23 protein-coding genes and 1 pseudogene are annotated in these 21,443 nt (G+C 65.4%); 13 read left to right on the top strand and 11 right to left on the bottom strand.

Features of this window, described 5'->3' with window-relative positions; genetic code table 11:
- Positions 1-12 precede the first annotated feature (12 nt).
- The 10 genes from BFE01S_RS37615 (at position 13) to BFE01S_RS05685 (ending at position 11,258) form a co-directional block, all read left to right on the top strand.
- Positions 13-1,215 (top strand): acyl-CoA dehydrogenase family protein, encoded by a 1,203-nt coding sequence (locus BFE01S_RS37615; RefSeq protein ID WP_052420794.1) that lies wholly within the window; start codon positions 13-15, stop codon positions 1,213-1,215.
- Between the two features lie 66 nt (positions 1,216-1,281).
- Entirely contained in the window at positions 1,282-1,686 is a 405-nt protein-coding gene (locus BFE01S_RS05725) for a thioesterase family protein (protein ID WP_028224644.1), read from the top strand.
- A gap of 30 nt (positions 1,687-1,716) precedes the next feature.
- Positions 1,717-2,673 carry an NAD(P)H-dependent flavin oxidoreductase gene (locus BFE01S_RS05720; RefSeq protein ID WP_028224643.1) on the top strand — a complete coding sequence of 319 codons (957 nt, stop codon included), beginning with the start codon at positions 1,717-1,719 and terminating at the stop codon, positions 2,671-2,673.
- 8 nt (positions 2,674-2,681) lie between these two features.
- Positions 2,682-3,962, top strand: a complete 1,281-nt coding sequence (pheA, locus tag BFE01S_RS37610) for a prephenate dehydratase (protein WP_084169572.1) — start codon at positions 2,682-2,684, stop codon at positions 3,960-3,962.
- Positions 3,963-3,967: 5 nt separating this feature from the next.
- On the top strand, positions 3,968-4,801 hold the full coding sequence (locus BFE01S_RS05710; protein ID WP_042337264.1) for a hypothetical protein: 834 nt from the start codon (positions 3,968-3,970) through the stop codon (positions 4,799-4,801).
- A 7-nt stretch (positions 4,802-4,808) separates the two neighbouring features.
- Complete coding sequence (locus tag BFE01S_RS05705; RefSeq protein ID WP_245621039.1) at positions 4,809-5,417, top strand: shikimate kinase; 609 nt, start codon at positions 4,809-4,811, stop codon at positions 5,415-5,417.
- 341 nt (positions 5,418-5,758) lie between these two features.
- Positions 5,759-7,168 (top strand): efflux transporter outer membrane subunit, encoded by a 1,410-nt coding sequence (locus tag BFE01S_RS37605; protein WP_169742600.1) that lies wholly within the window; start codon positions 5,759-5,761, stop codon positions 7,166-7,168.
- Positions 7,155-8,429 (top strand): HlyD family secretion protein, encoded by a 1,275-nt coding sequence (locus BFE01S_RS05695; RefSeq protein WP_028224640.1) that lies wholly within the window; start codon positions 7,155-7,157, stop codon positions 8,427-8,429. Before BFE01S_RS37605 ends, BFE01S_RS05695 begins: the two co-directional genes overlap by 14 nt.
- Before the next feature lie 2 nt (positions 8,430-8,431).
- Positions 8,432-10,006: a DHA2 family efflux MFS transporter permease subunit gene (locus tag BFE01S_RS37600; protein ID WP_042337261.1), complete on the top strand. Its 1,575-nt coding sequence runs from the start codon at positions 8,432-8,434 to the stop codon at positions 10,004-10,006.
- A gap of 40 nt (positions 10,007-10,046) precedes the next feature.
- The gene (locus tag BFE01S_RS05685; protein WP_028224639.1) at positions 10,047-11,258 is read left to right on the top strand and encodes an arabinose transporter; all 1,212 of its coding nucleotides are present in this window, start codon (positions 10,047-10,049) and stop codon (positions 11,256-11,258) included.
- An 81-nt stretch (positions 11,259-11,339) separates the two neighbouring features.
- Here BFE01S_RS05685 and BFE01S_RS37595 read toward each other — a convergent pair whose 3' ends face one another.
- From BFE01S_RS37595 to BFE01S_RS37585, 7 genes are all read right to left on the bottom strand, one after another.
- The gene (locus BFE01S_RS37595) at positions 11,340-12,560 is read right to left on the bottom strand and encodes an FAD-dependent monooxygenase (protein ID WP_084169566.1); all 1,221 of its coding nucleotides are present in this window, start codon (positions 12,558-12,560) and stop codon (positions 11,340-11,342) included.
- Between the two features lie 25 nt (positions 12,561-12,585).
- Positions 12,586-12,873: a DUF1330 domain-containing protein gene (locus tag BFE01S_RS05675; RefSeq protein WP_028224638.1), complete on the bottom strand. Its 288-nt coding sequence runs from the start codon at positions 12,871-12,873 to the stop codon at positions 12,586-12,588.
- Positions 12,874-12,985: 112 nt separating this feature from the next.
- Positions 12,986-13,279, bottom strand: coding sequence for a DUF1330 domain-containing protein (locus BFE01S_RS05670; protein WP_028224637.1), 294 nt, complete (start codon positions 13,277-13,279; stop codon positions 12,986-12,988).
- Between the two features lie 2 nt (positions 13,280-13,281).
- Complete coding sequence (locus BFE01S_RS37590; RefSeq protein WP_042337260.1) at positions 13,282-13,650, bottom strand: non-heme iron oxygenase ferredoxin subunit; 369 nt, start codon at positions 13,648-13,650, stop codon at positions 13,282-13,284.
- Between the two features lie 13 nt (positions 13,651-13,663).
- A complete protein-coding gene (locus tag BFE01S_RS05660; RefSeq protein ID WP_084169564.1) occupies positions 13,664-14,230 on the bottom strand; it encodes an aromatic-ring-hydroxylating dioxygenase subunit beta in 567 nt (188 codons plus the stop codon).
- A 1-nt stretch (position 14,231) separates the two neighbouring features.
- On the bottom strand, positions 14,232-15,491 hold the full coding sequence (locus BFE01S_RS05655) for an SRPBCC family protein (protein ID WP_028224635.1): 1,260 nt from the start codon (positions 15,489-15,491) through the stop codon (positions 14,232-14,234).
- A 105-nt stretch (positions 15,492-15,596) separates the two neighbouring features.
- Positions 15,597-16,772 (bottom strand): 3-deoxy-7-phosphoheptulonate synthase, encoded by a 1,176-nt coding sequence (locus BFE01S_RS37585; protein WP_063834400.1) that lies wholly within the window; start codon positions 16,770-16,772, stop codon positions 15,597-15,599.
- Between the two features lie 79 nt (positions 16,773-16,851).
- Between BFE01S_RS37585 and BFE01S_RS44035 the strand changes: the two genes are divergently transcribed.
- Positions 16,852-17,034, top strand: coding sequence for a hypothetical protein (locus tag BFE01S_RS44035; protein ID WP_156966921.1), 183 nt, complete (start codon positions 16,852-16,854; stop codon positions 17,032-17,034).
- A complete protein-coding gene (locus BFE01S_RS05645; protein ID WP_028224634.1) occupies positions 17,015-17,428 on the top strand; it encodes an acyl-CoA thioesterase in 414 nt (137 codons plus the stop codon). The genes BFE01S_RS44035 and BFE01S_RS05645 overlap by 20 nt, the downstream gene beginning before the upstream one ends.
- A gap of 65 nt (positions 17,429-17,493) precedes the next feature.
- Here BFE01S_RS05645 and BFE01S_RS42755 read toward each other — a convergent pair whose 3' ends face one another.
- Positions 17,494-17,736, bottom strand: a complete 243-nt coding sequence (locus tag BFE01S_RS42755; protein ID WP_084169562.1) for a helix-turn-helix domain-containing protein — start codon at positions 17,734-17,736, stop codon at positions 17,494-17,496.
- A 373-nt stretch (positions 17,737-18,109) separates the two neighbouring features.
- Positions 18,110-19,009: a LysR family transcriptional regulator gene (locus BFE01S_RS05640; RefSeq protein WP_028224633.1), complete on the bottom strand. Its 900-nt coding sequence runs from the start codon at positions 19,007-19,009 to the stop codon at positions 18,110-18,112.
- Positions 19,010-19,389: 380 nt separating this feature from the next.
- Here BFE01S_RS05640 and BFE01S_RS45680 point away from each other — a divergent pair, with 380 nt between their 5' ends.
- Positions 19,390-19,905: a hypothetical protein gene (locus BFE01S_RS45680; protein ID WP_245621038.1), complete on the top strand. Its 516-nt coding sequence runs from the start codon at positions 19,390-19,392 to the stop codon at positions 19,903-19,905.
- Between the two features lie 744 nt (positions 19,906-20,649).
- On the opposite strand, the gene BFE01S_RS44025 is transcribed toward BFE01S_RS45680, so the two are convergent.
- Entirely contained in the window at positions 20,650-21,132 is a 483-nt protein-coding gene (locus BFE01S_RS44025) for a hypothetical protein (RefSeq protein ID WP_156966920.1), read from the bottom strand.
- Positions 21,129-21,443: pseudogene (locus tag BFE01S_RS44020) on the bottom strand (hypothetical protein); the annotation flags it as partial. The pseudogene BFE01S_RS44020 and the gene BFE01S_RS44025, both read right to left, overlap by 4 nt.

The following is a 21,443-nucleotide window of genomic DNA, read 5'->3' as shown; positions in this document are numbered from 1 at the left end:
CGAGGTACTCCAATGACAGCCACCCCCAGCTCGAATCACGCTGCCGTGTACCGGTTGAGAGAAGTCGCGGCGGAGTACGCCAGATCCGTCCCGACGGACGCATTTCACTGGGAGGCATGGCACGCATTATCCGAAGCGGGCTTATGGCGGTTGCCGGTGCCGCGCGAAGAAGGGGGCGCCGGGTTGACATGGACGGCATTCACCGAGGCGTTCGAGGCGATCGTCGCGACACTGCGTTCGATCGGTTTTGCGATGGTTGTCGCCAATCAGGCTACGCTGATTCGAGCACTGCTCAAGCACGGCAGCGCGGCGCAACGCGCTTCGTTCCTGCCACGCCTGCTGGCCGGCACACCGGCCGCCACGGCGATTTCGGAGAAGCACACCGGCACCGAAATCCGCGCGCTGCAGACCGCCTTGAGCGTTCACGAAGAGGGCTTCCTGCTCGACGGCCACAAATACAACATCAGCCAGGCGCCCACCGCCGGGATCATCCTCGTGGCCGCCCAGCTGATCGACGGCGAGCGCGCGACCACCGCACTCGTGCTGCTCGACGGCGGCCGTCCCGGCGTGACCCGCAGCGCACCGCGCGACACGCTCGGCGTGCGCGACCTGCCGATCGGCGATCTCGCGTTCGAGGGCGTACCCATCGCAGCAAACCAGTTGCTGGGACCGCCCGCGCAGGGATTGCATCGCCTGATGGATATCGCGTCGATGAATCGCGCGTATTTCGGCCTGCTGTGCGCCAACGTGGTGATGCCTTTTCTCGACGACGCCATGCGTTACGCCAGCGAACGCAAAGCCCTCGACGCCGCGATCGACACTCATCAGCACGTCCAGCGGCGTCTCGTCGACATCCGTATCGGCGCGGAATCGACGCGCTGGACCGCGCGCGCCGCACTCGATCAACTCGTCGCCGGCGATCCCGCAGCCCTTGCGAACTGCTCGGTTGCCAAGCTGGTCGGCGCGCGCGAACTCGCGAGAAGCGCGCTGGACCTGCTCGCGCTGCACGGCAGCGACGGCTACCGTCGCGGGCCGCTCGCCTCGTTCGTGGCGGACGCCCTCGCGATGACCTCGGCCGGCGGCACCGAGGAAATGCACCGCCGCAACATCTTTGCCCAGATGCAACGGCAGGCTGCAGCAACCCTTGAGAAACCCGCTGTTCCAGCGGCCCCGTCCGCACACCCCCTCATCAGCAGATCGCCCGAACCCGCCTGACATCGGCGTTGCCGTTCGACGCGGAAATCGATCCGTCAATTCATTCGTTATCCAAAGGAGTTGAAATTGAACATTCAAGCCGGACTGAGCGCCACCGCGACGCATCGTATCGATACGATTTCTCTCGCCGATCAATGGGGCGGCGAAGCTCACGCGCTCGCCAGCCCGATCATGATCATCTTCATCGAGCAGACCTGCATGCAGGCTACCGATCATCTTCTGCCGGCCGATCAGATGACCGTGGGTTACGACTTCGCCATCAAGCATCTCGCACCGACGCCTCCCGAATGGGAGGTCGTCGTGCATGCAGAACTGACCGAGGTTCAGGGCCGCATGATGACCTACGCGGTCACGGTGCGCGATGCGGCGGGCGTGGTCGGCGAAGGTCGGCATACGCGCTGCGCGGTGAGCCGCGACGCCTTCCACGAACGCCTCGCGCTACGGCGCGACAGTGTCGGCGCAACGCAATAAGCGGCGCGACCAGGCAAGAGGAACCAGACCATGCTACCTGCCGCGCTAAGCTCGCTGCGCCTGCCGGTGATCGCCTCGCCAATGTTGATCGCCAGTTATCCCGAGCTGGTGCTTGCGCAATGCAAGGCCGGCATCGTCGGGTCGTTTCCGGCATTGAATGCGCGCCCCGACACGCAACTCGAGGCATGGATCGTCGCCATCGAGGCGGAGCTCGCCGCGCATCGCGAGCGGCATCCCGATGCGATTGTCGGCCCCTACGCGGTCAACCATATCGGTCACCCGTCGAACGCGCGGCTCGACCACGACCTGCGCATCTGCCTCGATCACAAAGTGCCGGTTTTCATCACGAGCCTGCGGGCTCCGCCGCGCGAAGTAGTGGAAGAAGTCCACGCTTACGGCGGCCTGATTTTGCACGACGTCACCACCGTACGTCATGCGCAAAAGGCGCTCGAAGCCGGCGTCGACGGACTGATTCTTGTCGCGGCCGGCGCCGGCGGCTATGCCGGAACGCTGTCGCCGTTCGCGTTCGTCTCCGAGGTCCGTGCGTTCTACAACGGTTTCATTGCGTTGTCGGGCGCCATTGCGAGCGGCGCGTCGATCGCCGCGGCCCGCGCGCTCGGCGCCGACTGCGTCTATGTGGGCACGCGTTTTCTGGCATCGAAGGAAGCCAACGTCACGCAGCGCTACAAGGAAGCGATCGTCGATGCGCACGCCGCCGATATCGTGTACACCGATGCATTCAGCGGCGTTCACGCCAACTACCTGCGTCAAAGCATCGAGGCAGCCGGTATGGACCCGCGCGCCCTCGTGCGGCAGTCGGGCGCGTCGATCGATTTCGCCGTCTCGCCCGACGGGGCCGGCTTGAAGGAATGGCGCGACATCTGGGGCGCCGGGCAAGGTGTGGGCGCGATCGACGAAGTGCTGGACGCCGCGCAGATCGTCTCCCGTCTCGAGCGCGAATACCGCGCCGCAATCGCCCAGCTATGACGCCCGCCATGTCCGCAGCAGCACCTTTACTGTCGCACGCCCACGATTCGCGCGACGGGCACGGCGCAGCGGCGCTCGTGCCCGCTGCGCCGGAGGCGATCGAGCAACGCCGCACGCAGATCGATGCGATCGACCGCCGTCTGCTCGAACTCATTGCGCTGCGTTCGCAGTACGCGCTCGAAATCGGCCAATTCAAACGCAGTGTGGGCCAGCAGGTCTATCAGCCGTTTCGCGAAGAGGCGATTATCCGCGTGCTCTGCGCACAGCCGCACGAACCGGTACGCGACCAGCAGATCGCCGAAATCTGGCACACCCTCTTTCGCGTGAGCCGCTCGCTCCAGCAAACGCATCGCGTCGCCTTTCTGGGCCCGCAGGGCACGTATACCGAAGAAGCCATGCACCGCTACTTCGGCACGGGGCTGCAAGCCGTAGCCCGCGAATCGATCGACTCCGTGTTCGCCGCGCTGGCTTGCGGCGACGCCGGGCGCGCGGTCGTGCCGATCGAGAATTCGACCGAAGGTGCCGTCACCCAGACTGTCGACTGCCTGGTCCACGCCCACGCGCGAATCACGGGCGAGATCGTACTGCCGGTCACGCACTGCCTGCTGACGCGAGACGGCGCGCTGGACGGCATCGAATGTGTCGCCGCGCATCCGCAGGCGCTGGCGCAGTGCCGCCTTTGGCTCGACGCGCACATGCCGGGCGTGCGCCGCGAGGCGGTGGCAAGCAATGCACAGGCCGCGCAACGCGTGGCAGGGTCGACGGATTGTGCGGCAATCGCCGGCGAGGCAGCGGCGCGGCACTACGGCATCGCTGTCGCCGCGCGGGCGATTCAGGACCGGGCGGACAACCGCACCCGTTTCGTGGTGCTCGGCGGCCCTGAACCGCAGGCGACCGGACATGACCGCACCAGCATCGTGGTCGAACTGCCGAATGCCGTCGGCGCGCTGGCCAGCGTATTCGAGGCGTTCGCGCGTCATCGGGTGTCGATCCTCTGGCTCGAACCCCGGCCGCAACACAACGGTCCGTGGACCTACCTCTTCCTGATCGACGTCCTCGGCCACAGCCGCGACACGAACCTCGCAGCGGCGCTCGTCCAGATCGGGCAATCCGCCGCGCGGGTCGCTCTGCTCGGCTCCTACCCGTGCGCGACGAACGCCGCACAGGTCTCGTCGGCGGATTCGCAGGAAGTTTCCTCGGACGCACCGCCTCAGGAGACGGAGACGCGCACCGCGCCCGCGACGCCAGATGGCCCCGACGTGCGCCCCGATGTGCACGGCAGCCGCTGAACGCCATGCCCGCCCGCTCCTTTCCCGACTTCGGAGGCGTGACGTCCGGCCCACCGCAAGACGACCGCTTGTCCGTGTTGTTCGGTCTGAGCCCGCCGTGGAGGCTGTCACTCGATGCGGGGCGCTGGCTGCGTCGGCTGAGTACGGTTTATGAAGACCAGTTGGCATTGCGCATTTTTGTGCGCGCTCAGCCTCTCGTTACAACCGGTGCGGCCATTGCTCTTACCTTCGATTCGACTGCGGGCCTGGCCGCCGGGACGCCGCTCATGGAGCGCTACGGCACGGCACGCTTCGCGGGCGCCCCCATTCCGGCGCTGCCCAATGCGCCGCGCCACGACGCGCTGTTGCGCCGCTTGCGACGCCTGCGGCTACCGGCCGGCGTATTGCTCGAGTCTCGCCACGGACCTGTGGCCGACGCCGCTTTTGCCGGATACCGCAGCTTCAGCCGATGGACCCTGTTGCAGGCCACCGCCCTCGCCTCCGGGCGTCGCCCCGCCGACGCACCGGTGAGCGGCATTGTCGTGCGAAGCGACTTTTATCGGCCCGACAGACCGAACCGGCTGCTGAACACCCCATGCCTCGTCGACTTCGGCCCAGCCGCCGAAGGAGGATTGGCGGACCGGCTTCGCCGAATCGCGTCGTTAGCCGACGCGCTCGCGGAAAGCGGCGACGGCCGCATTGCCGGTGTGATCATCGGCGGCCTGGATCAATTCAATGCGACGCCGCAAACGAGCCGCGCGGATGTCGCGCCCACGCTCGACCTGCTCGCCAATGCGGTGGAACACCGCCGCCTTGCGCGGGCGACGCGTCGCCCCCATTCGTTGTGGAGCCGGTTGTGAGCCGATTGTGAGCCAGGGACGGGCGGCTGCGCCCCATTCGAAGCCGACGGCCCGGCCATCCGCCGACCCGCCCCGGCTTGCGCTTATCGGCATGCCCGGCGCCGGCAAGACGACGCTCGGCGCTGCGCTCGCGCGCCGCCTCGGCTGCCCGTTCGCCGATTCGGACCGCGAAATGGAGCGGCGTGCGGGACAACCGGTCAGCGAGTTATTCGGCTCGCCGCACTTCCGCGCCGACGAAGCGGCTGTCATCGACGAACTGACGCGCGGCCCTTCGCTCGTGCTCGCGACCGGCGGCGGCGCGGTGCTGTGCGCCGAATCGCGCGCGCGGCTGCGCAGCCGCTGCCGCGTCGTCTATCTGTCGGCCGCTCCAGAAGAACTCTGGCGGCGCCTTCACTCGGACCGGTCGCGTCCGCTGCTGCAAGTCGCCGATCCCCTAGGCGCGCTCCGGCAACTTCATCACGAGCGCGCTCCGCTGTATCAGGCGTGCGCTCACGTTGTGGTTCAGGCCGGCGGCCTCGCCCCCGAAGCCGTGCTCGATGCGGTGTGCGATGCGCTCGCGCGGCCCATTGCGTCGCAGCCCGCGAGCGCCGCTCACGCCCGCATCGCGCCGGCGTAAGCGCGGTCGATCGCTGCGCGGCGCGCATCACAGCCTGCATCAGAGCCCCCATCACAGCGCGGATCACAGCCCGCATCACAGCCCGCCACGCCGCCGCCCGGCCCCCGAGGTCCTGCCGCTCCTCCTTTCTGCATCGAGCCGCCGCTCGCGCGTCGCTACGCGGGCCGGCGGATACGCGCAACTGCCATTTCTGACGGTTGAAGCAGCCCCATTAATATCTAAAAATATATCGTAAGACACAAGCGTTACCGAATCTTAACCACCGCTCCACTGGAGAGTCCATGTGCAAGATACGACGCCAGGCGGCCTTGCGAACCCGCTGCATCGTTGCGACCGCGACCTTGCTGCAAAGCGTGACGATAATCGCCGGGTGCGCGGACTTCGGGCCGTCCGCCCCGCGCGCCACCCTCACCACCACCGCTGAACTGGACGCCGGCCAGCGCCTGCGCGCCGCGCACGCCGGCCCCGAGATCGGCGCCCAATGGTGGCAAGCATTTGGCGACCCGGCCCTCGACTGGCTGGTGGCGGACGCGCTCGACGGCGCGCCGTCGCTCAAAACCGCCCAGGCGCGCGTTGCCGAAGCGCTTGCGCTCGCCGATGTGCGCCGTGCCGATACGCTGCCACAACTGAGCGGCGCCGTCAGTGCGACGCCCACCCGCTTCCCGGCCAGCTACACCGTGCCGCCGCCGGCTGCGGGGCACTGGCAGGTCGACGCTCAGGCGCTGCTCTATGCGTCGTTCGACCTCGATCTCGCCGGTCGGGCCAAAGCCCTGACCCGTTCGGCCACGTTGCGCGCGGATCAGCAGCAGGCCCTGGAGGCAGCGGCTCGGCTCGAGCTTCAGCGCAGCGTCGTCACGACTTACCTTCAGCTCGCCCTGGCGTGCCGCCTGCTGCAAATCTCGCAGGACACGCTCGAACAGCGAGAGGACTTGCTGCACCTCACCGAGCGGCGCGTGAGCGCGGGGCTCGACATGCGCATGGCCGCGCTGCGCGCCAGCGAGCCGCTGCCGCTGGCACAGGCCGACGTCGCGCGGCGCAAAGGCGAAGTCGAATTGCTGCGCCACCGCCTCGCCGCACTGGCGGGCCGCGGGCCGGGTTATGCCGACGCGCTGACGCCCGCCCCCGGCGTGCTCGATGTGCGCACCGCCGTCCCCGCGACGCTGCCGGCCGCGCTGGTCGGCCGCCGTCCCGACATCCGCGCGGCGCGCTATCGCGTCGAAGCCGAGTCGGCCGGCATCGACGCGGCCCGCGCGGCGTTCTATCCGGACATCAACCTGCTTGCCTTCGCCGGCCTGCAAAGTCTCGGCTTCCACGCGCTGCTGAGCGGCAACAGCAGTTCGCTCGGCGCGGGTCCGGCACTGACACTGCCGATCTTCGAGGGCGGCCGGCTGCGCGCCGGGCTGCGTGCGCAGACCGCCGCCTACAACGCAGCCGTAGACGATTACGACAACACGCTGGTCGAGGCGCTGCAACAGGTCAGCGACGCGCTGGTGCAAATCGACTCACTCGCGCAGCAGCGCGATCTCACCGGGACCGCGCTCGAGCGGGCGCAACAAAGCTATCAACTCGAAACGCGACGCTACGGCAACGGCATCTCCGGCTATCTGGATGTCCTGCTGGCGCAGGGCCGTCTTTACGATGATCGCGCCGCCCATGCCGAGGCGGCCGCGGCAGTGCTCATGGAGCACGTGCAGCTGATTGCGGCGCTGGGCGGTCCCGCCACCGATGGAGCTTCACATGAACAAAACTGATACGCCGGCCGCCACCTCATCCCATCCGGCTTCTCCGCCCCCTCCGGCAGCGGCGGGAGGCGCCCCGGAGTCCGGCGCGCCTGGCCGCAGACGGATCTACTTCCGCTGGTTCGGCGGCGTGCTGATGCTGGGCGTGATCGCCGGCACCGCGCTTTGGTGGCTCGATGGCCGGGGTGTCGAGACCACCGACGATGCCTACGTCGACGGCGACGTCGTGCAGATCTCGCCGCAGATCGCCGGCACCGCCGTCACGGTGATGGTGCGCGACACGGACTGGGTACGCGCGGGCACGCCACTGCTGCAACTGGACCGCACCGACGCGCGCCTCGCGCTCGACGCCGCCACCGAACAGCTTGCGCACGCGGTCCGGGAGTACCGCGCCGCGCATGCGGACGCCGAACGCGAGCGCGCGCAGATCCAGCTGCGCGAGAGCGACGCCGCACGCGCAGCCGACGACCTGCAACGACGCCTGAGTCTCGCGGGAGACGGCGGCGTGGCGCTCGAGGATGTCCGCCACGCACGCGACGCGGCGCGCGGCGCACTGGCCCAGCTCGACGCGCAGCGCGCCGCGTATACCGCGAGCGTATCGCGCATCGACGGCACGACCCTGGCGGCCAACCCGCTCGTGCTGGCCGCCGCCGCGCAGGTGCGCAGCGCGGCGCTCGCATTGCATCGCACGGAAATCCGCGCCCCGCTCGACGGCCTCGTGACGCGCCGCATCGTGCAGGTCGGCCAGCACGTCAATCCCGGCACGCCTGTGATGTCGATGGTGCCGCTCGACCGGGTCTGGGTGGAAGCCAACTTCAAGGAGTCCCAACTACGGCACATGCGCGCCGGGCAGCCGGTCGAACTGCGCGCCGACCTGTACGGCGACGACGTGGTCTATCACGGCCGCGTCGTCGGCTTCGAGGCGGGAACGGGCGCGGCCTTCGCCGCCGTGCCGGCGCAGAACGCCACGGGCAACTGGATCAAGGTGGTGCAGCGCGTGCCCGTGCGGATCGCGCTGGACCCCGACGAACTGCGCGCCCATCCGTTGCGTGTGGGACTGTCGATGAACGCCAGCGTCACCGTCGACGACAGCGCGGCTCATCGCGGCGCGGCCGTTGCAATGCCGCGTCCGGCCCCCGCTCCGGACGCGCATCCGGTGGAGACCACCACGATCTTCCACGACGAGGACGGGGTCGGCGACGCCCTGGTGGAGCAGACCATTCAGGCCAACAGCGCCGGCTCGCCGGTCGCCGTGCCTGCGCCGGGAGCCTGACGATGACGCTCCTGTCCCGCTGGACCCACCGGCGCGCGCCCGCAGGACCGGCCGCCCCCGACGAGCCGAAGCGCCCGCTCGAACCGATGAGCGGCGTGCCGCTGATCTTCGTGGCGATCGCCATCAGCGTGGCGAATTTCATGCAGACGCTCGATTTGACCATCGCCAATGTGGCCGTGCCGACGATCGCCGGCGATCTCGGCGTGGCGCCCGACATGGGCACGTGGATGCTGACCTCGTTCGCCACGCCGCTCGCCATCACGCTGCCGCTGACCGGCTGGCTCGCCCAGCGCTTCGGCCAGGTGCGCCTGTTTCGCGTTTCGGTCGCCCTCTTCGTGCTCACGTCGATACTGTGCGGCCTCGCGCCCAACTTCGAGTCGCTGCTGATTTTCCGCGCCGTGCAGGGCGCCGTCTCGGGACCGATCACCGCGCTTTCGCAGGCGCTGCTGGTTGCGGTGTTTCCGGCTGCCCGGCGCAACGTCGCGCTCTCGGTCTGGCAGACGACCACCTTCGTCGCCCCGGTACTGGGGCCGATCGCGGGCGGCTGGATCACCGACAACCTGAGCTGGCCATGCATCTTCTACGTGAACGCGCCGACCGGCGTGATCGTAATGCTGATCCTCGGCCGGTTTCTGCGCGGCCGCGACAACCCCACCCGGCGGCTCCCCGTCGACGTGGTCGGGCTGGTACTGCTTGCCGCCACGTTCGGCTCCCTGCAATTGCTGCTCGACCGCGGCCAGAACCTCGACTGGTTCAGCGCCACGCCGATCCGCGTGCTGGCCGTGATCGCGGCCGTTGCGTTCGTGGCGCTGATCCTGTGGGAGCTGACGGACGCTCATCCGATCGTCGATCTGCGGCTTTTCGCCCGGCGCGATTTCACGGCGGGAACGATCGCGGTCACCGTGGGTTTCGCCGTGTACTACGGCGCGCTTGTGCTGGTGCCGCTGTGGCTGCAAACCCAGCAGGGTTACACCGCCACCTGGGCGGGGGTGGCCACCGCCCCGCTCGGCCTCGCGGGCATCGTCATCGCGCCGCTGATCGGACGCATCCAGGGGAAGGTGGACCCGCGCAAGCTCGCGACCGTCGCGCTGCTCGGCTGGGGCACGGCGTCGTTCTGGCGGGCGGGCTTCAATACCGACGTCACGCTCGGCGACATCGCCGCGAACTCGTTGCTGATGGGCGCGGCGACGGCGTTCTTCATCACGCCGCTGGTATCGCTATCGATCGCGGGGCTGCCGCGCGAGCGCCTGCCGGCCGCCTCCGGTCTGCAGAATGCCTTGCGGCGACTCGGCACGAGTATCGCGACCTCGGTTGCGCCGACTTATTTCGAGCGCCGCGCCCGTGCGCACAACACCTGGCTGGTGGATCGCATCACCCCGTTCAACCCGGCCACCGCCGATTGGCTGAACACCCTCGAACGCCGTGGCATGTCGGCGCAGGCGGCGCTCGAATCGGTGAACCGCAGCGTCGATATCCAGGCCCATATGCTGGCGCTCAACGACTTTTCGTTCGCCTGTCTGCTGCTGTTCGGCGCCACGCTCGCCACCGTCTGGATGATTCGCTATCGGCGCAGTTGAACCACACCATGCCCTCGCTACTCCTCTACACGGGACGCACATGAACGCACCTTCATCGACCTCGCTGGCCGGCCCGGACACGGCATTGCGCACCGCGCGGCTAATCGCCCTGTGCGTCTTCACCGGCGCGCTGACCTTCGGCATGCTGCTGCCGGTGCTCGCGCTGCACGTCCATCAACGTCTGCATTTCGGGCCGGTGATCGTCGGTGTGGTGATCGGCATGCAGTTCGTCGCCACGGTGCTGACGCGCGGCATGGCAGGGCGGCGCGCGGATCAGCGCGGCGCGCGCCGCACGGTCTTGCAGGGATTGCTGTCCTGCACGCTGGCCGGCGGCCTGTACGCGGCCAGCGTGCTGCTGCCGCTGTCTGCGGGCGCGCAGCTCGGCTTGCTGTTGGGCGGGCGCATTCTGTCAGGTTTGGGTGAAAGCCAACTCGTGACCGGCGCGCTTGCCTGGGGGATCGGCACGGTAGGCGCGCCGAACGCTGGCCGGGTGCTCGCATGGACCGGCATGGCCCTGTATGGCGCGCTGGCGATCGGCGCGCCATGCGGCATGCTGCTCGCGAGGGTGGGCGGCTTCGGTCTCGTGGCCGGCGTCACGATCGCGCTGCCGATCCCGGCGGTGGCGCTCGCGCTGCGACTTGGGCCTGTCGCGCCGCACGGCGGCCGGCGCGCAACGCTGACGCAGGTGCTGCGCATCATCGCGTGGCCCGGTTGTGCGCTGGCCTTGCAAGGGGTCGGCTTTGCCGCGATCGGCACCTTCGTGACCCTGCATTTCGCCGCCCACGGCTGGCCCGATGCGGGCTTTGCGTTGAGCGGTTTCGGCGCGGCGTTCGTATTGATGCGCGTGCTGTTCGCCGGACTGCCGGACCACATGGATGGCTACACGATCGCGCTGGGTGCGCTCGGCGTCGAGCTGGCCGGCCAGCTATTGCTGTGGCACGCGGCCGGGCCGGCTGCGGCGCTGGCCGGCGCTGCAATCAGCGGGCTCGGGTGCTCGCTCGTGTATCCGGCACTCGGCGCGGCGACCCTCAAGCATGTGCCGCCGCAAAGCCGTGGGACGGCGCTCGGCGGCTTCACCGCGTTTCAGGACGTGGCTTACGGTGCGACGGGGCCGCTTGCCGGCCTGCTGGTGCCGAGCTTCGGCTATCACGCGGCGTTCGCAGCCGGAGCCGCCGCCGCCGCGCTCGGTATCGTCGTCACGATTGTGCTGAAGGTCCGCGCGGCGGGGACGCTGCATCGGGCACGCGGCTAATCGCGCATGAACGCGAAGCGGCGGCCCTGCCCTGCCGATGGCGCTGATCCGGCTACAGAACCTCACGGCCGGGCTCCGCTTTCAGGCCGCCACGGCGCTCATCGGGTGCAGTCCGGACACGCGGGCCCGGCGGCGCCATGCGTCCGGCGAGAGCGCCGGCAGTTCAGCCGACGCAGCGGCGCTGAGTGGATCGTAACCGAACACCCAGTCGGGTTCGGTCGGCCCGCGCATGAACGTGTTCGCCGACGAGACCCGGTGCACCTCGGTCAAGCGTTCGGTGCGCTGCTTCGCGTAGACCGCAAAGGCGCTTGCGAAATCGCCTGCGCCAGCGAGCGCGCGCATCAGAACGGTCGCATCCTCCAGCGCCATCGCCGCACCTTGCGACATGAACGGCCGCATCGGATGACACGCATCGCCGATCAGCGCGAGCCGCTCGTTGCCGAACTCGAATTGCGGCGAGCGCTCGTACAGCGCCCATTTCGTGACGGCCCGAGCCGGTGCGCAGGCCAGCATATGACGCACGTCCGGATGAAACGTCCTGAACAGCTGGCGCATTTCGTCCACGTCGGCCGGCATCGACGACGCGTCGGTCGGCCATTCGGCTTGCGGCGTCATGGCGGCGAAGTAAAAATCCCGGCGCGCGCGGTCCAGCCAATAGGAAAGCACGAACCGCCGGTCGGTCCACCATTTCGTGAGATCGTCAGGCGCCAGCGATCCGAGCAACGCGCGGGGATACGAGCCGCGAAACGCCACTTGCCCGGAATACACCGGCTTTTCGAAACCGCGCAATGCTTCGCGGGTGCGCGAGCGCAGTCCGTCCGCGCCGATCACCACGTCGGCCTGCGCCTCGCTGCCGTCTTCGAAACGCAGCGCGACCCGCTCGCCGCGCCAGTCCAGGCCGGCGAGCCGGCGGTTCCAGCTGATCGAACCGGGCGCCAGCGCCGACAACAGCGCCGCATGCAAATCGGCGCGCTTGAGCGTGACGAAGGTAGCGCCGAACCGGCGGTTCGCCGCATCGCCGAGTTCCAGGCGATACAGCAGGGCGCCGTCGATCCCGTCCCGGTTGACGAAGGCCGCCGGTTCCTGGCCCGCGACCAGCACATGCCGGTGCACGTCGAGCAGCCGCAGTACGCGCATCAGATTGGGACTCAGATGGATTCCTGCGCCTATCCGTGCGAACGCCGGGGCCTGTTCGTACAGCGTCACGTCGGCGCCGGCGCGCTGCAACATCGCACCGAGTGCGCACCCGCCGATTCCCGCGCCGACGATCGCCACGCGCGCACCGATTGTGTTCGGGGTCATCGATATTTCTCCGGTACGTTCATGGTTAGATACCCTGAACGATGATGCCGATGCTATGCGCGGTCCGATCGCGCACGGCCTTTGCAGTCTGATATTCGGTCGAGGCGTACCATGCGCGCGCCCGCTCTGCCGAGTCGAACTCGAGCACGACGACGCGGCTGGGCGACCAGTTGCCTTCGAGGTTTTCCGCCACGCCGCCGCGCACGACGAAGCGCCCGCCGTAGTCGGCGACCGTAGGCGCACCGAGCCGGCGATATTCCTCGTAGCCGGCGGGATCGTGAACGTCGATATCGAAAACAATGAAACAGGCCATGAGGGTTTCCTTCGAATGGCGGGCACGCGTCGGGCAAAACCCGAAACCGGACGCGGCCCGCACGTCAGAGAGCAGGCGGCGCCGGCTCCACAGCCGCCGGCCGCCTTTCGAGCTATGTGGCCAAGCTGGCAAGCGCGATGCTGCGGGTGTCCGCCGCGTCGATGCGCAGACGCCGCGCGGCCTGGTATTCGGCGGACCCATGCCAGCGCCGCGCCGCCTCCAGATCGTCGAACTCGAGCACCACCATCCGGCTGGGCGACCACTCGCCTTCCAGCACGACGACCTCGTCGCTGCGGGCCAGCACGCGACCGCCATGCGCGGCGATGGTCGGCACACCAAGCTTGCGGTATTTCGCAAAGGCTTCGGCGTCGAATACTTCCACATCCACCAGTACATAAGCAGCCATCGTCACTCCCTCGTCAGCGTTGCAGGTCCGGCCGCGACGCCTGCCGCGACCGGCGCCTCGTCGAACGAAACATAGACACGCCCCGCTTCGATCTTCACGGGATAGGTCTGCACGCAGTGCTGCAGCGGCGCGCACAAGGCCGCGCCGTCGCGCACGCTGAAGCGTCCCTGGTGCAGCGGACATTCGATCTCGTCGCCGAGCAGAAAGCCGTCACTCAGACGCGCATTGCCATGGGTGCACTGATTGTGGGTCGCGAAGATCTCGTCGTCGACCGCGTAAAGCGCCACGTCGCGACCGTCGATCACCACGCCTGCCAGGGTCTGCTCGCGCAGCGTTGCGGCATCGAGTGCGAATTGCCATTCCGTTGTCATCGCATCCCCCTGCTTAGATCGGATAGATGATCGAATTCGGGATCATCTCGCTGTCGTATACGCAGATGCGCGACTCGAAGCGCAAGCCCTGCGGCGTGCGTCTGATGCGGTCCAGATAGCGGCCGGTATTGTAGATGTCGCCGATCTGCTCGGTCTTGGTCCGCAACACCGCGTAGTTCGTCTCGGCTTCGATGATCTCGTCGTCGAGCGACAGGATCAGCGGCATGCCGATCAGATGACGCTGATAATACGGGTCGAAGAACAGCGTTTCCTTGATGCCGTATACGCGGTCCTTCAGCATGCCCTTGCTTTCGAACCACAAGGCGGCGAGCGGCAGTCCGCGTTCGTGATTCTCGCGCGGCAGGATCTGATACACGCACTCGTCGACGAAAAACTCGGGCCACGCGTCCCAGTCTCCGGAATCGAGCACCGATGCGTAGCGCGCATTCAGGTCGACCAGCGCATGGAAGTCGGCAAAGCTCACGTCGGCGAACGCGCGCGGGCCATGCGCAGCGGCTCGGTTCGAACGGCGCGAAGCCTCGGCAGAAGAAGCGGATACGGTATTCAGTACGGTCGACATGTCATGCCTCCATTACCTGGCGCCAGTACTGATACATACCGCGCACCAGTGTTTCGCTGACCATATGATCGGTGCGGTCGTCTACCTCGCGGCCGCCGAGTTCGTTGTATACGTTCCCGCGCTGGACCTGTTCGAAGCTCTGCTGCACGCACTCGATCACTTCGCCGTCGTCGGCCGATACGAAGCCGGCGGGGCCGAACAGATTGGCCTGGCGCAGGCGGCGGCGGGTCATCTCCTGCGTATCGGTTTCGAAGCCGAAATGGGTCCACACGTAGTCGAACACGCCGGGGCTGACCGGGCGGATACGCCGCGTCGACAATGCATTGACCTGCTGCTGGATGATCACGCTCGGCATCAAGGTAAGCATCACCACGGTCGGATCGCCCCACCAGGGTTCGTGCACGACATCGAGGAAGCGATCGTCGTTGAGCGTCATGCGCTCCTTGAAGCTCGTCACGTTCTGCGTGACTTCGCCGCCCCCTCCACCGCTACGGATCGAGATCATCGCGCCATGCCGGTGATGTGCGTCGGTCACCAGTTGCGCCGGATTGTCCGCGCGCCACAAGCCGAAGTTGACGAACCAGGTGTGCAGCAATCCGGCGTGGTACGGGTCCTTGATGTTCTCCACCATCAGCTTCCAGTTGCTCGGCACACGTTGCCGCGTATAGCCGAGCACCGTGAGCTTCGGTCCGTGGAAGAGGCGGTCGTAATAGGCCAGGATGTCGGGCCCGAGGAAGTCCTCGAACGATTCCACGCCGTGATCGAACGAAGCGAACACCACGCCGCCGCGCGTCGATACGCGCAAGCGGCGCAAGCCGTGATCCTTCGGATCGAAATCGGCCGGCATGCCGCCGTTGATGCGGCCGTCCTGGCGCACGCCCCGCCGGAACGGCACGCCGATCAGGTTGCCCTTGAGGTCGTAGTTCCATTGATGATAGGGGCAGTGAAAATCCTGCGCGTTACCCGAACGCTCGCGGCAGAACTGCATGCCGCGATGGGCGCAGGCGTTTTCGAACACGGCGACTTCGCCTTCGTGGGTGCGAGTCATCACGACCGAACGCTCGCCCACCTCCGTGCGTTGAAAATCTCCGGGTGCCGGAATTTCGGCCTCGAGGCCGATGTAGCACCAGTGGCCGGCGTAGAAGAGCCGTTCCAGTTCGCGCTGGTAGAGCGCTTCGCTGGTGTACGCCTCGAACGGCGTCCTGCTGGCCCCCTCGCCTTTCCAGTCGAGCGTGCGGGCGATATCGTGAGGTGCATTCAAGACAGACTCCTGTGAGTTGACGGTGTTGCGGCGGCGGCTGAAAAATGCGACGTCGCGGCAGCGACGTCCGGTGACATGAAAAGATCGCGGCTGATCCCGCAAGGATCAGGAGAGCGCGGATTGCCGCGCGGCGGCCTGCGCATGCGGCATGCTCGAGGCGGGTACCCCGCGCAACGCGGCGTCGAGCGCGGAAACGGTCGTGTGAACGGTTGCGTTGTCCCGCTGCCGGCGCGTGGTGACGCAGGCCGCGAGGTAATCAATCAGATCGACGGTGTCGGTCCAGCCGAGGCATGCGTCGGTAATGCTTTGTCCATAGATCAGCGAGCGGCCCGTCTGTACATCCTGACGCCCCTCCACGAGATGCGATTCGAGCATCACGCCGGCAATCTCCCGCCGCCCGTTGCGAATCTGCCGCCCGATGTCCTCGCACGCAAGTATCTGCCCTCTGGCCTGTTTGCCGCTGTTACCGTGACTCGCATCGACGACGACACACGGCGGCAAGCCCGCCTCGCGCAACTGGCGGCAGGCGTCGTCGACGCTGTGCGAGTCGTAGTTGGTCGCCTTGCCGCCGCGCAGCACCACGTGTCCATCAGGATTGCCAAATGTTTCGTGAACTTCCAGCGGACCGGTATCGGACGGCGCCAGAAAATGGTGCGGCGCGCGGGCGGTGCGCACCGCGTCGATGGCGACCCGCACGTTGCCGTCCGTGCCGTTCTTGAAGCCTATCGGCGCAGCGAGCCCCGAAGCGATCTGTCGATGTATCTGCGACTCCGTTGTGCGCGCTCCAATCGCGCCCCACGCGACCAGATCCTCCAGGTAAGCCACGGTCATCAGATCGAGAAACTCGGTCGCCGCCGGCAGCCCCGCTTCACCGATGTCGAGCAGCAGACGCCGCGCGCCGCGCAAGCCTTCTTCGACGCGAAACGTGCCGTCGAGGTCGGGGTCGTTGATCCAGCCTTTCCAGCCAAGCGTCGTACGCGGCTTTTCGAAATAGACCCGCATGACGATTTCCAGCGTATCGGCATAGCGGATGCGCAGCGCGGCGAGCCGCCGCGCGAAGTCGAGCGCGGACTCGCGCTCATGAATCGAGCAGGGACCGACGATCACCGCCAGCCGGTCCTGCTGGCCGCGCAGAATCCGCGACAACGAAGCCTGGGTCTGGTGCACCAGTTGCGAGACGTGGGTAGTGCAAGGCAGCGCGGCGCGCAATTGCGCGGCGGTCACGATGGGCATCACGCTTTTGCGGCGAGCCGGGGTTCGCCATTGCACGCTCACTTCCATTGATCGCTCCAGTTGATTGCCGTTGCAAACCCGTTGTAAATGGATTTTTAAATCCGGATTCAAAATCGGGTTTGAAGCATTGAAACAGAACGAATTCACAGCAGAAACTGATAAAAATACCGGCTATTTTGACCGGGGCGGCGCGGCTGATATTTTTGCCGCTATTCACGGCCTTATCGTTGCGGTTAACTGGGATTGCCCTGAGATCAGGTGCCAGCCGTCAATATTTCCGGAGGAATATTATGCAGAAAGGATATTTTGAAACGCCGATCGAAGTGAAATATCGGGATACCGATTCAGCCGGACACGTGAGCAGTGCGGTTTATTATGATTATCTGCAGCATGCCTACCTGACGTTCATGCACCGGCTACTGGATCTGCCGCTGTCGGAGAAGCTGCCGCACATCATGGTGAAGACGGCATGCGAATACGTGCAGCCGGCGCAGTACGGCGACCGCATCACGGTGCGCAGTAGCGTGACGCGCTTCGGATCAAAGAGTTTTGACCTGGAACACCTGATGGTGAAGGCGGACGACGCGCAAAGCGTGGTCGCAAAGGCGTTTTCAACCCACGTCATGTTCGATTACGCGGAGAACGCCACGATGCCGGTGCCCGATTCGTTCAAACGGCAAGTGGCAAAGTTTCAGGGCGCCTGATGAAGATCCGCGAATAGTCAAGGTGGCGGGCACGGCACGGCCTGGCAGCCGTGCCGTATGCATTTTCAGGCAAAAGCCACCAGGCCCAACAAAACGGCCTTTACCGCAGCGTGCGTTTTGTTCGACGCATTCAATTTTTCAATGGCTTTCGCGACATGGAAATTAATGGTTCGCTCTGCGAGACCCAGAATAATTCCAATTTCATATGAGGTCTTTCCTTCAGCGGCCCAGCGCATGACTTCCCGTTCACGTGGACTCAGTGGGCAAATATTATCCGGCGAGGGGGAAGGCAAGGTTAATTGAGTCATTTTAAAGGCTCCTTAACGCAAAGGTAATGTTCCTGACCGATTTGCTGATGACGAGGCGGCGTGCCGGACCATGGAATCTGTATGCGTATCGACCGCGCTGGGCTGGCGGCGACAGGCCACGCCCGCCTCCGCAGACGGGATGGCGGGCGTTGGGGGACCTGACAGCTTACCTTTCAGCAAAGCCGTGAAGACCGATGGTCCGGATAGGATCGGGCATAGTTGTACTGACCCGGATGTCGCATAGCGGCGGCGACATGAGGCAAGAATACTCAGTCCTGTTGCAGAGCGGAAGATGCACTGGAATCAATATATGCGTGACTCTGATGCACCGCCTGACAGCCCTCGCAGCGCGCATTGCGAGGCGCCCCCTTTGTCAGAGGACCTCGTCTTTCGAGCACACCGAACGCAGGCACGAACGCAGCCAGCGATGCGATAGATCGTTCTCCAGACGAGGATGCCAGATCTGCGATACCGTCAGTTTTGGCGTCGCGACGGGCAGCTTGAAGCTGTGCATGCCCTCGCGCAACCGTCTGGTCTGAAACGCCGGTACGTTCGCGATCAGATCCGAATGGGCGGCAAGACTGAGTGCCGCAAGGAACCCCGGTACGGTGACACTCACATTGCGCTGGATCTCGTGACGCGCCAGCGCTTCGTCGATAGGACCGGCGCGTTCGCCGCGCCGCGAGACGCTGATGTGACGGTATGCGGCATAGCTTTCCGGCGTGATCGGGCATTGCACCAGCGGATGATCCTTTCGCACGACACCGATGAAATGATCCTGGAACAGTGCCTGGATTCGCAGCTCCGGCGCGGTATTGCCAACCACGCCGATATCCAGATCGATCAGGCCGTCGCGCAGCCACGCCACGTTTTTGTCCGACTTCGGCGCGAAACGCAGCTTCACGTTCGGCGCGGCCTCTCCGATGCGCTGAATCACGCGGGCGCCAAAGGTATCGAGAAAACCGTCGTTGGCGCGAATGGTGAAGGTCCGTTCCAGCGACAGCAGATCGAGCGTGGTGGACGGCACCAGCACGCAATGCGCTTCCTCGACGAGCGCCCTCACCTTCGGACGCAATTCGAGCGCGAGCGGTGTCGGTACGAGATCGCGACCCGCGCGTACCAGCAGCGGGTCGCCGGTACTGGCGCGCAACCGCGCCAGCGACCGGCTCAGCGCCGACGGCGTGAGACCGAGGCGGCGCGCCGCGCGCGCCACACTGTTTTCGGTGAGCAACACGTCCAGCACGAGAAGCAGATTGAGGTCGATAGTATTCATATCTTCTTATGACGTTCCGGGCATGCGGAGTGAGCAACGCACGATCGAGCCGCAAGTGCTCGCGTTGCCGGGACATTCATCGCATCAAGGCGACCACGTGATTCCTGCAGATTACGACGAAGCGTGCCCCGATCGCGACAACGACCGGCTGACTGCCCCGATTACCCAGGACAGGCTCGAACGGTACCTCGTGACCAACGATGGCGGCCCTCGAAGCATCCAGTGGCAAGACGATCAAACTCGCGCGAGTGCCGGCTCACCGGCAACCAGTAGCTGGCCGACGGTCCGCTGGGGAAGAACCGCGCGGCCAGTTGCGCTTCTGGATGTCGCGTGGTCGATCACCGAGGTATCTTACAGTCAGATGCCTATAGAGGCCCTCGTTGCAGACGATCGGCCGCCAGCGCGACCAAAAAAACCATTACGCATACACAGTTCAGCTATGCGTTAGCCAGAGCCGCCACGCCCACAGCGCGGAAACGGGACGAACGGCTCCTCATGCAGTTGCGCCACCGATACAGAGTTGGGTGTTCCTGGCTGCGACGGTCCGCACAAGCAATTCGAGCGCACGTGCTGCCGAGTCGGCGGCGGCGCTTGATATCGTCAAGACGCTGAAGGAACAGAAACGACACGAGACGTTGGTGTTTCCGTCGCTGCGCAGCAAGGTCCTGAGTGATATGACATTGACGGCGCTACTGCGCCGGGTGAAGGCGAAAAGCAAGACGCCGGGCCGCGTAGCGACCGCGCACGGCTTTAGAAGCTCGTCAAGACAGGGACCAGGGATCAATTTTTCCGCCCTCAATCACAAGGTCTCGGCCATTCATGTCAGGGGCGAAAAAACGCCAGTCCTCATCATCCTCAATTCCATCAGGGACCACCGCCAGCCTGTATCCGCGTGAAAAAAAGATGACCATCTCGCCTGCATTGGACACCGATAAACTTTCGCACCTGACAGGGCCATGCTTGACCAACATTGTGTACAAACGAGCGGTTATAACGTGCGCTTCTTCATCGGAACTGCGCAGATTCTCACGTGTTGCGACGATATCCCCCGCGCACTCAATCCGCCAGTTACATTGCACATGGAGCGCCCAGGCCCCATCCTCGCGCTCTTTGCCCCTGAGCATGTACCGACGTTGTGGACCGAACTGCATAGTGAGCATGTCCCCCCCGTGGCTAACCCAACTGACCTCCAGTCCAATAAGTACGGTGAGCCGCTTCGTAATTTCTGCCTTGGTGTCAATCATCACCGCCTCCAAACATAGCCAGCCATGTGCTCAACGTCACCATTGGGCGCGTCCGGCATGTATTCGAACGGTTGGGCATTGCTGAGGTTCTGCGGCGCGCGCGGACTGTTGTCATGGAGCACCTTTGCCACGTCCGCGCCGGTCGGCTCTTGCGCGTCCGCAGGAGCCTGTCGGGTACCTTTTTCCCGCTGCTTCGGTATGGCCTCCACACACTTGCGAATGTGGCCCAGCTCGGGCACAAAGAGCAGGTTGCCGTCCTTTACCTCGTTGTCGTCTTCTCGATCTTCCGGTCATATTTGCGGTCGTTCGAGTTGTGGCCCGCGTGCGCCTTGCGTGCGTACTTCTGTACGAAGCACCCAAGCTCGCCAGCCAGGCGCACGCGCTTTCGATTCACGGTCACGACAGGGATGAAGGTTCAATTTTTCCACCCTCAATCACAAGATGCGGGCCATTCGTGCCAGGTGCAAAAAATCGCCAATCTTCATCACCCTCCACGCAATCGGGCACAACGATAAGGCGAAAGCCTCGAGACAGCGAAAGCGCCATATCCGCGCGCTCATCGACAGCAACACTTTCAACCCTCGTTGGTCCGCTCGATATAATCCATTCGCTCATCCGTTGCGTCGTTTCGCGAATGCTGTCCTCTGATATGGCGAAATTGGCATAGGACGCCAGTACGCGACCGTCCTTCTCAAACCTCCAATGACATTGAACGTGCAACGCCCAAAGGCCAATGTGCCTGATAGTTCCGCGTCGCGACGGCGCTTCTCTGATTGGACCAAATTGAAGAGTAAGCATGTCCGCCGCATAACTTACCCCACTCAAATCAAGCCCTACCAAAGCTGAGAGTCGCTGCCCGATGTAGTTCCGCTCATTCATTCGTCTTGACCTCCAAATAGACTCTGTGCTCGATCTAGCAAACCGTGATAATTCAACGGCTCATCATCTTGTATGAAATCGTGAAGCTGCCTTGCCTGGTCCTGACTTAAACCGACTGCCCTCACTACCGCCTTAAATTGTTTGTTTTGTGCCTGGTTATTTCCAGGGCGGCCATCGCCACCCGCCATGTGCTCAACGTCATCATTGGGCGCGTCCGGCGTGTATTCGAACGGCTGGGCATTGCTGAGGGGCTGCGGCGCGCGCGGACTGTTGTCATGGAGCACCTTTGCCACGTCCGCCGGTCGGCTCCT

The organism is Paraburkholderia ferrariae NBRC 106233, from assembly GCF_000685035.1.
Classification (GTDB): Bacteria; Pseudomonadota; Gammaproteobacteria; order Burkholderiales; family Burkholderiaceae; genus Paraburkholderia; species Paraburkholderia ferrariae.
The sequence above is the reverse complement of the archived record's forward strand: the minus strand, read 5'-3'. Positions and strand labels throughout refer to the sequence as shown.

Coding starts and splice junctions, on each gene's coding strand:
- BFE01S_RS37615 (WP_052420794.1), top strand. CDS start 13: ATGACAGCCACCCCCAGCTCGAATCACGCTGCCGTGTACCGGTTGAGA.
- BFE01S_RS05720 (WP_028224643.1), top strand. CDS start 1,717: ATGCTACCTGCCGCGCTAAGCTCGCTGCGCCTGCCGGTGATCGCCTCG.
- pheA (WP_084169572.1), top strand. CDS start 2,682: ATGTCCGCAGCAGCACCTTTACTGTCGCACGCCCACGATTCGCGCGAC.
- BFE01S_RS05710 (WP_042337264.1), top strand. CDS start 3,968: ATGCCCGCCCGCTCCTTTCCCGACTTCGGAGGCGTGACGTCCGGCCCA.
- BFE01S_RS05695 (WP_028224640.1), top strand. CDS start 7,155: ATGAACAAAACTGATACGCCGGCCGCCACCTCATCCCATCCGGCTTCT.
- BFE01S_RS37600 (WP_042337261.1), top strand. CDS start 8,432: ATGACGCTCCTGTCCCGCTGGACCCACCGGCGCGCGCCCGCAGGACCG.
- BFE01S_RS05685 (WP_028224639.1), top strand. CDS start 10,047: ATGAACGCACCTTCATCGACCTCGCTGGCCGGCCCGGACACGGCATTG.
- BFE01S_RS37595 (WP_084169566.1), bottom strand. CDS start 12,560: ATGACCCCGAACACAATCGGTGCGCGCGTGGCGATCGTCGGCGCGGGA.
- BFE01S_RS05675 (WP_028224638.1), bottom strand. CDS start 12,873: ATGGCCTGTTTCATTGTTTTCGATATCGACGTTCACGATCCCGCCGGC.
- BFE01S_RS05670 (WP_028224637.1), bottom strand. CDS start 13,279: ATGGCTGCTTATGTACTGGTGGATGTGGAAGTATTCGACGCCGAAGCC.
- BFE01S_RS37590 (WP_042337260.1), bottom strand. CDS start 13,650: ATGACAACGGAATGGCAATTCGCACTCGATGCCGCAACGCTGCGCGAG.
- BFE01S_RS05660 (WP_084169564.1), bottom strand. CDS start 14,230: ATGTCGACCGTACTGAATACCGTATCCGCTTCTTCTGCCGAGGCTTCG.
- BFE01S_RS37585 (WP_063834400.1), bottom strand. CDS start 16,772: ATGGAAGTGAGCGTGCAATGGCGAACCCCGGCTCGCCGCAAAAGCGTG.
- BFE01S_RS05645 (WP_028224634.1), top strand. CDS start 17,015: ATGCAGAAAGGATATTTTGAAACGCCGATCGAAGTGAAATATCGGGAT.
- BFE01S_RS42755 (WP_084169562.1), bottom strand. CDS start 17,736: ATGACTCAATTAACCTTGCCTTCCCCCTCGCCGGATAATATTTGCCCA.
- BFE01S_RS05640 (WP_028224633.1), bottom strand. CDS start 19,009: ATGAATACTATCGACCTCAATCTGCTTCTCGTGCTGGACGTGTTGCTC.
- BFE01S_RS44025 (WP_156966920.1), bottom strand. CDS start 21,132: ATGAATGAGCGGAACTACATCGGGCAGCGACTCTCAGCTTTGGTAGGG.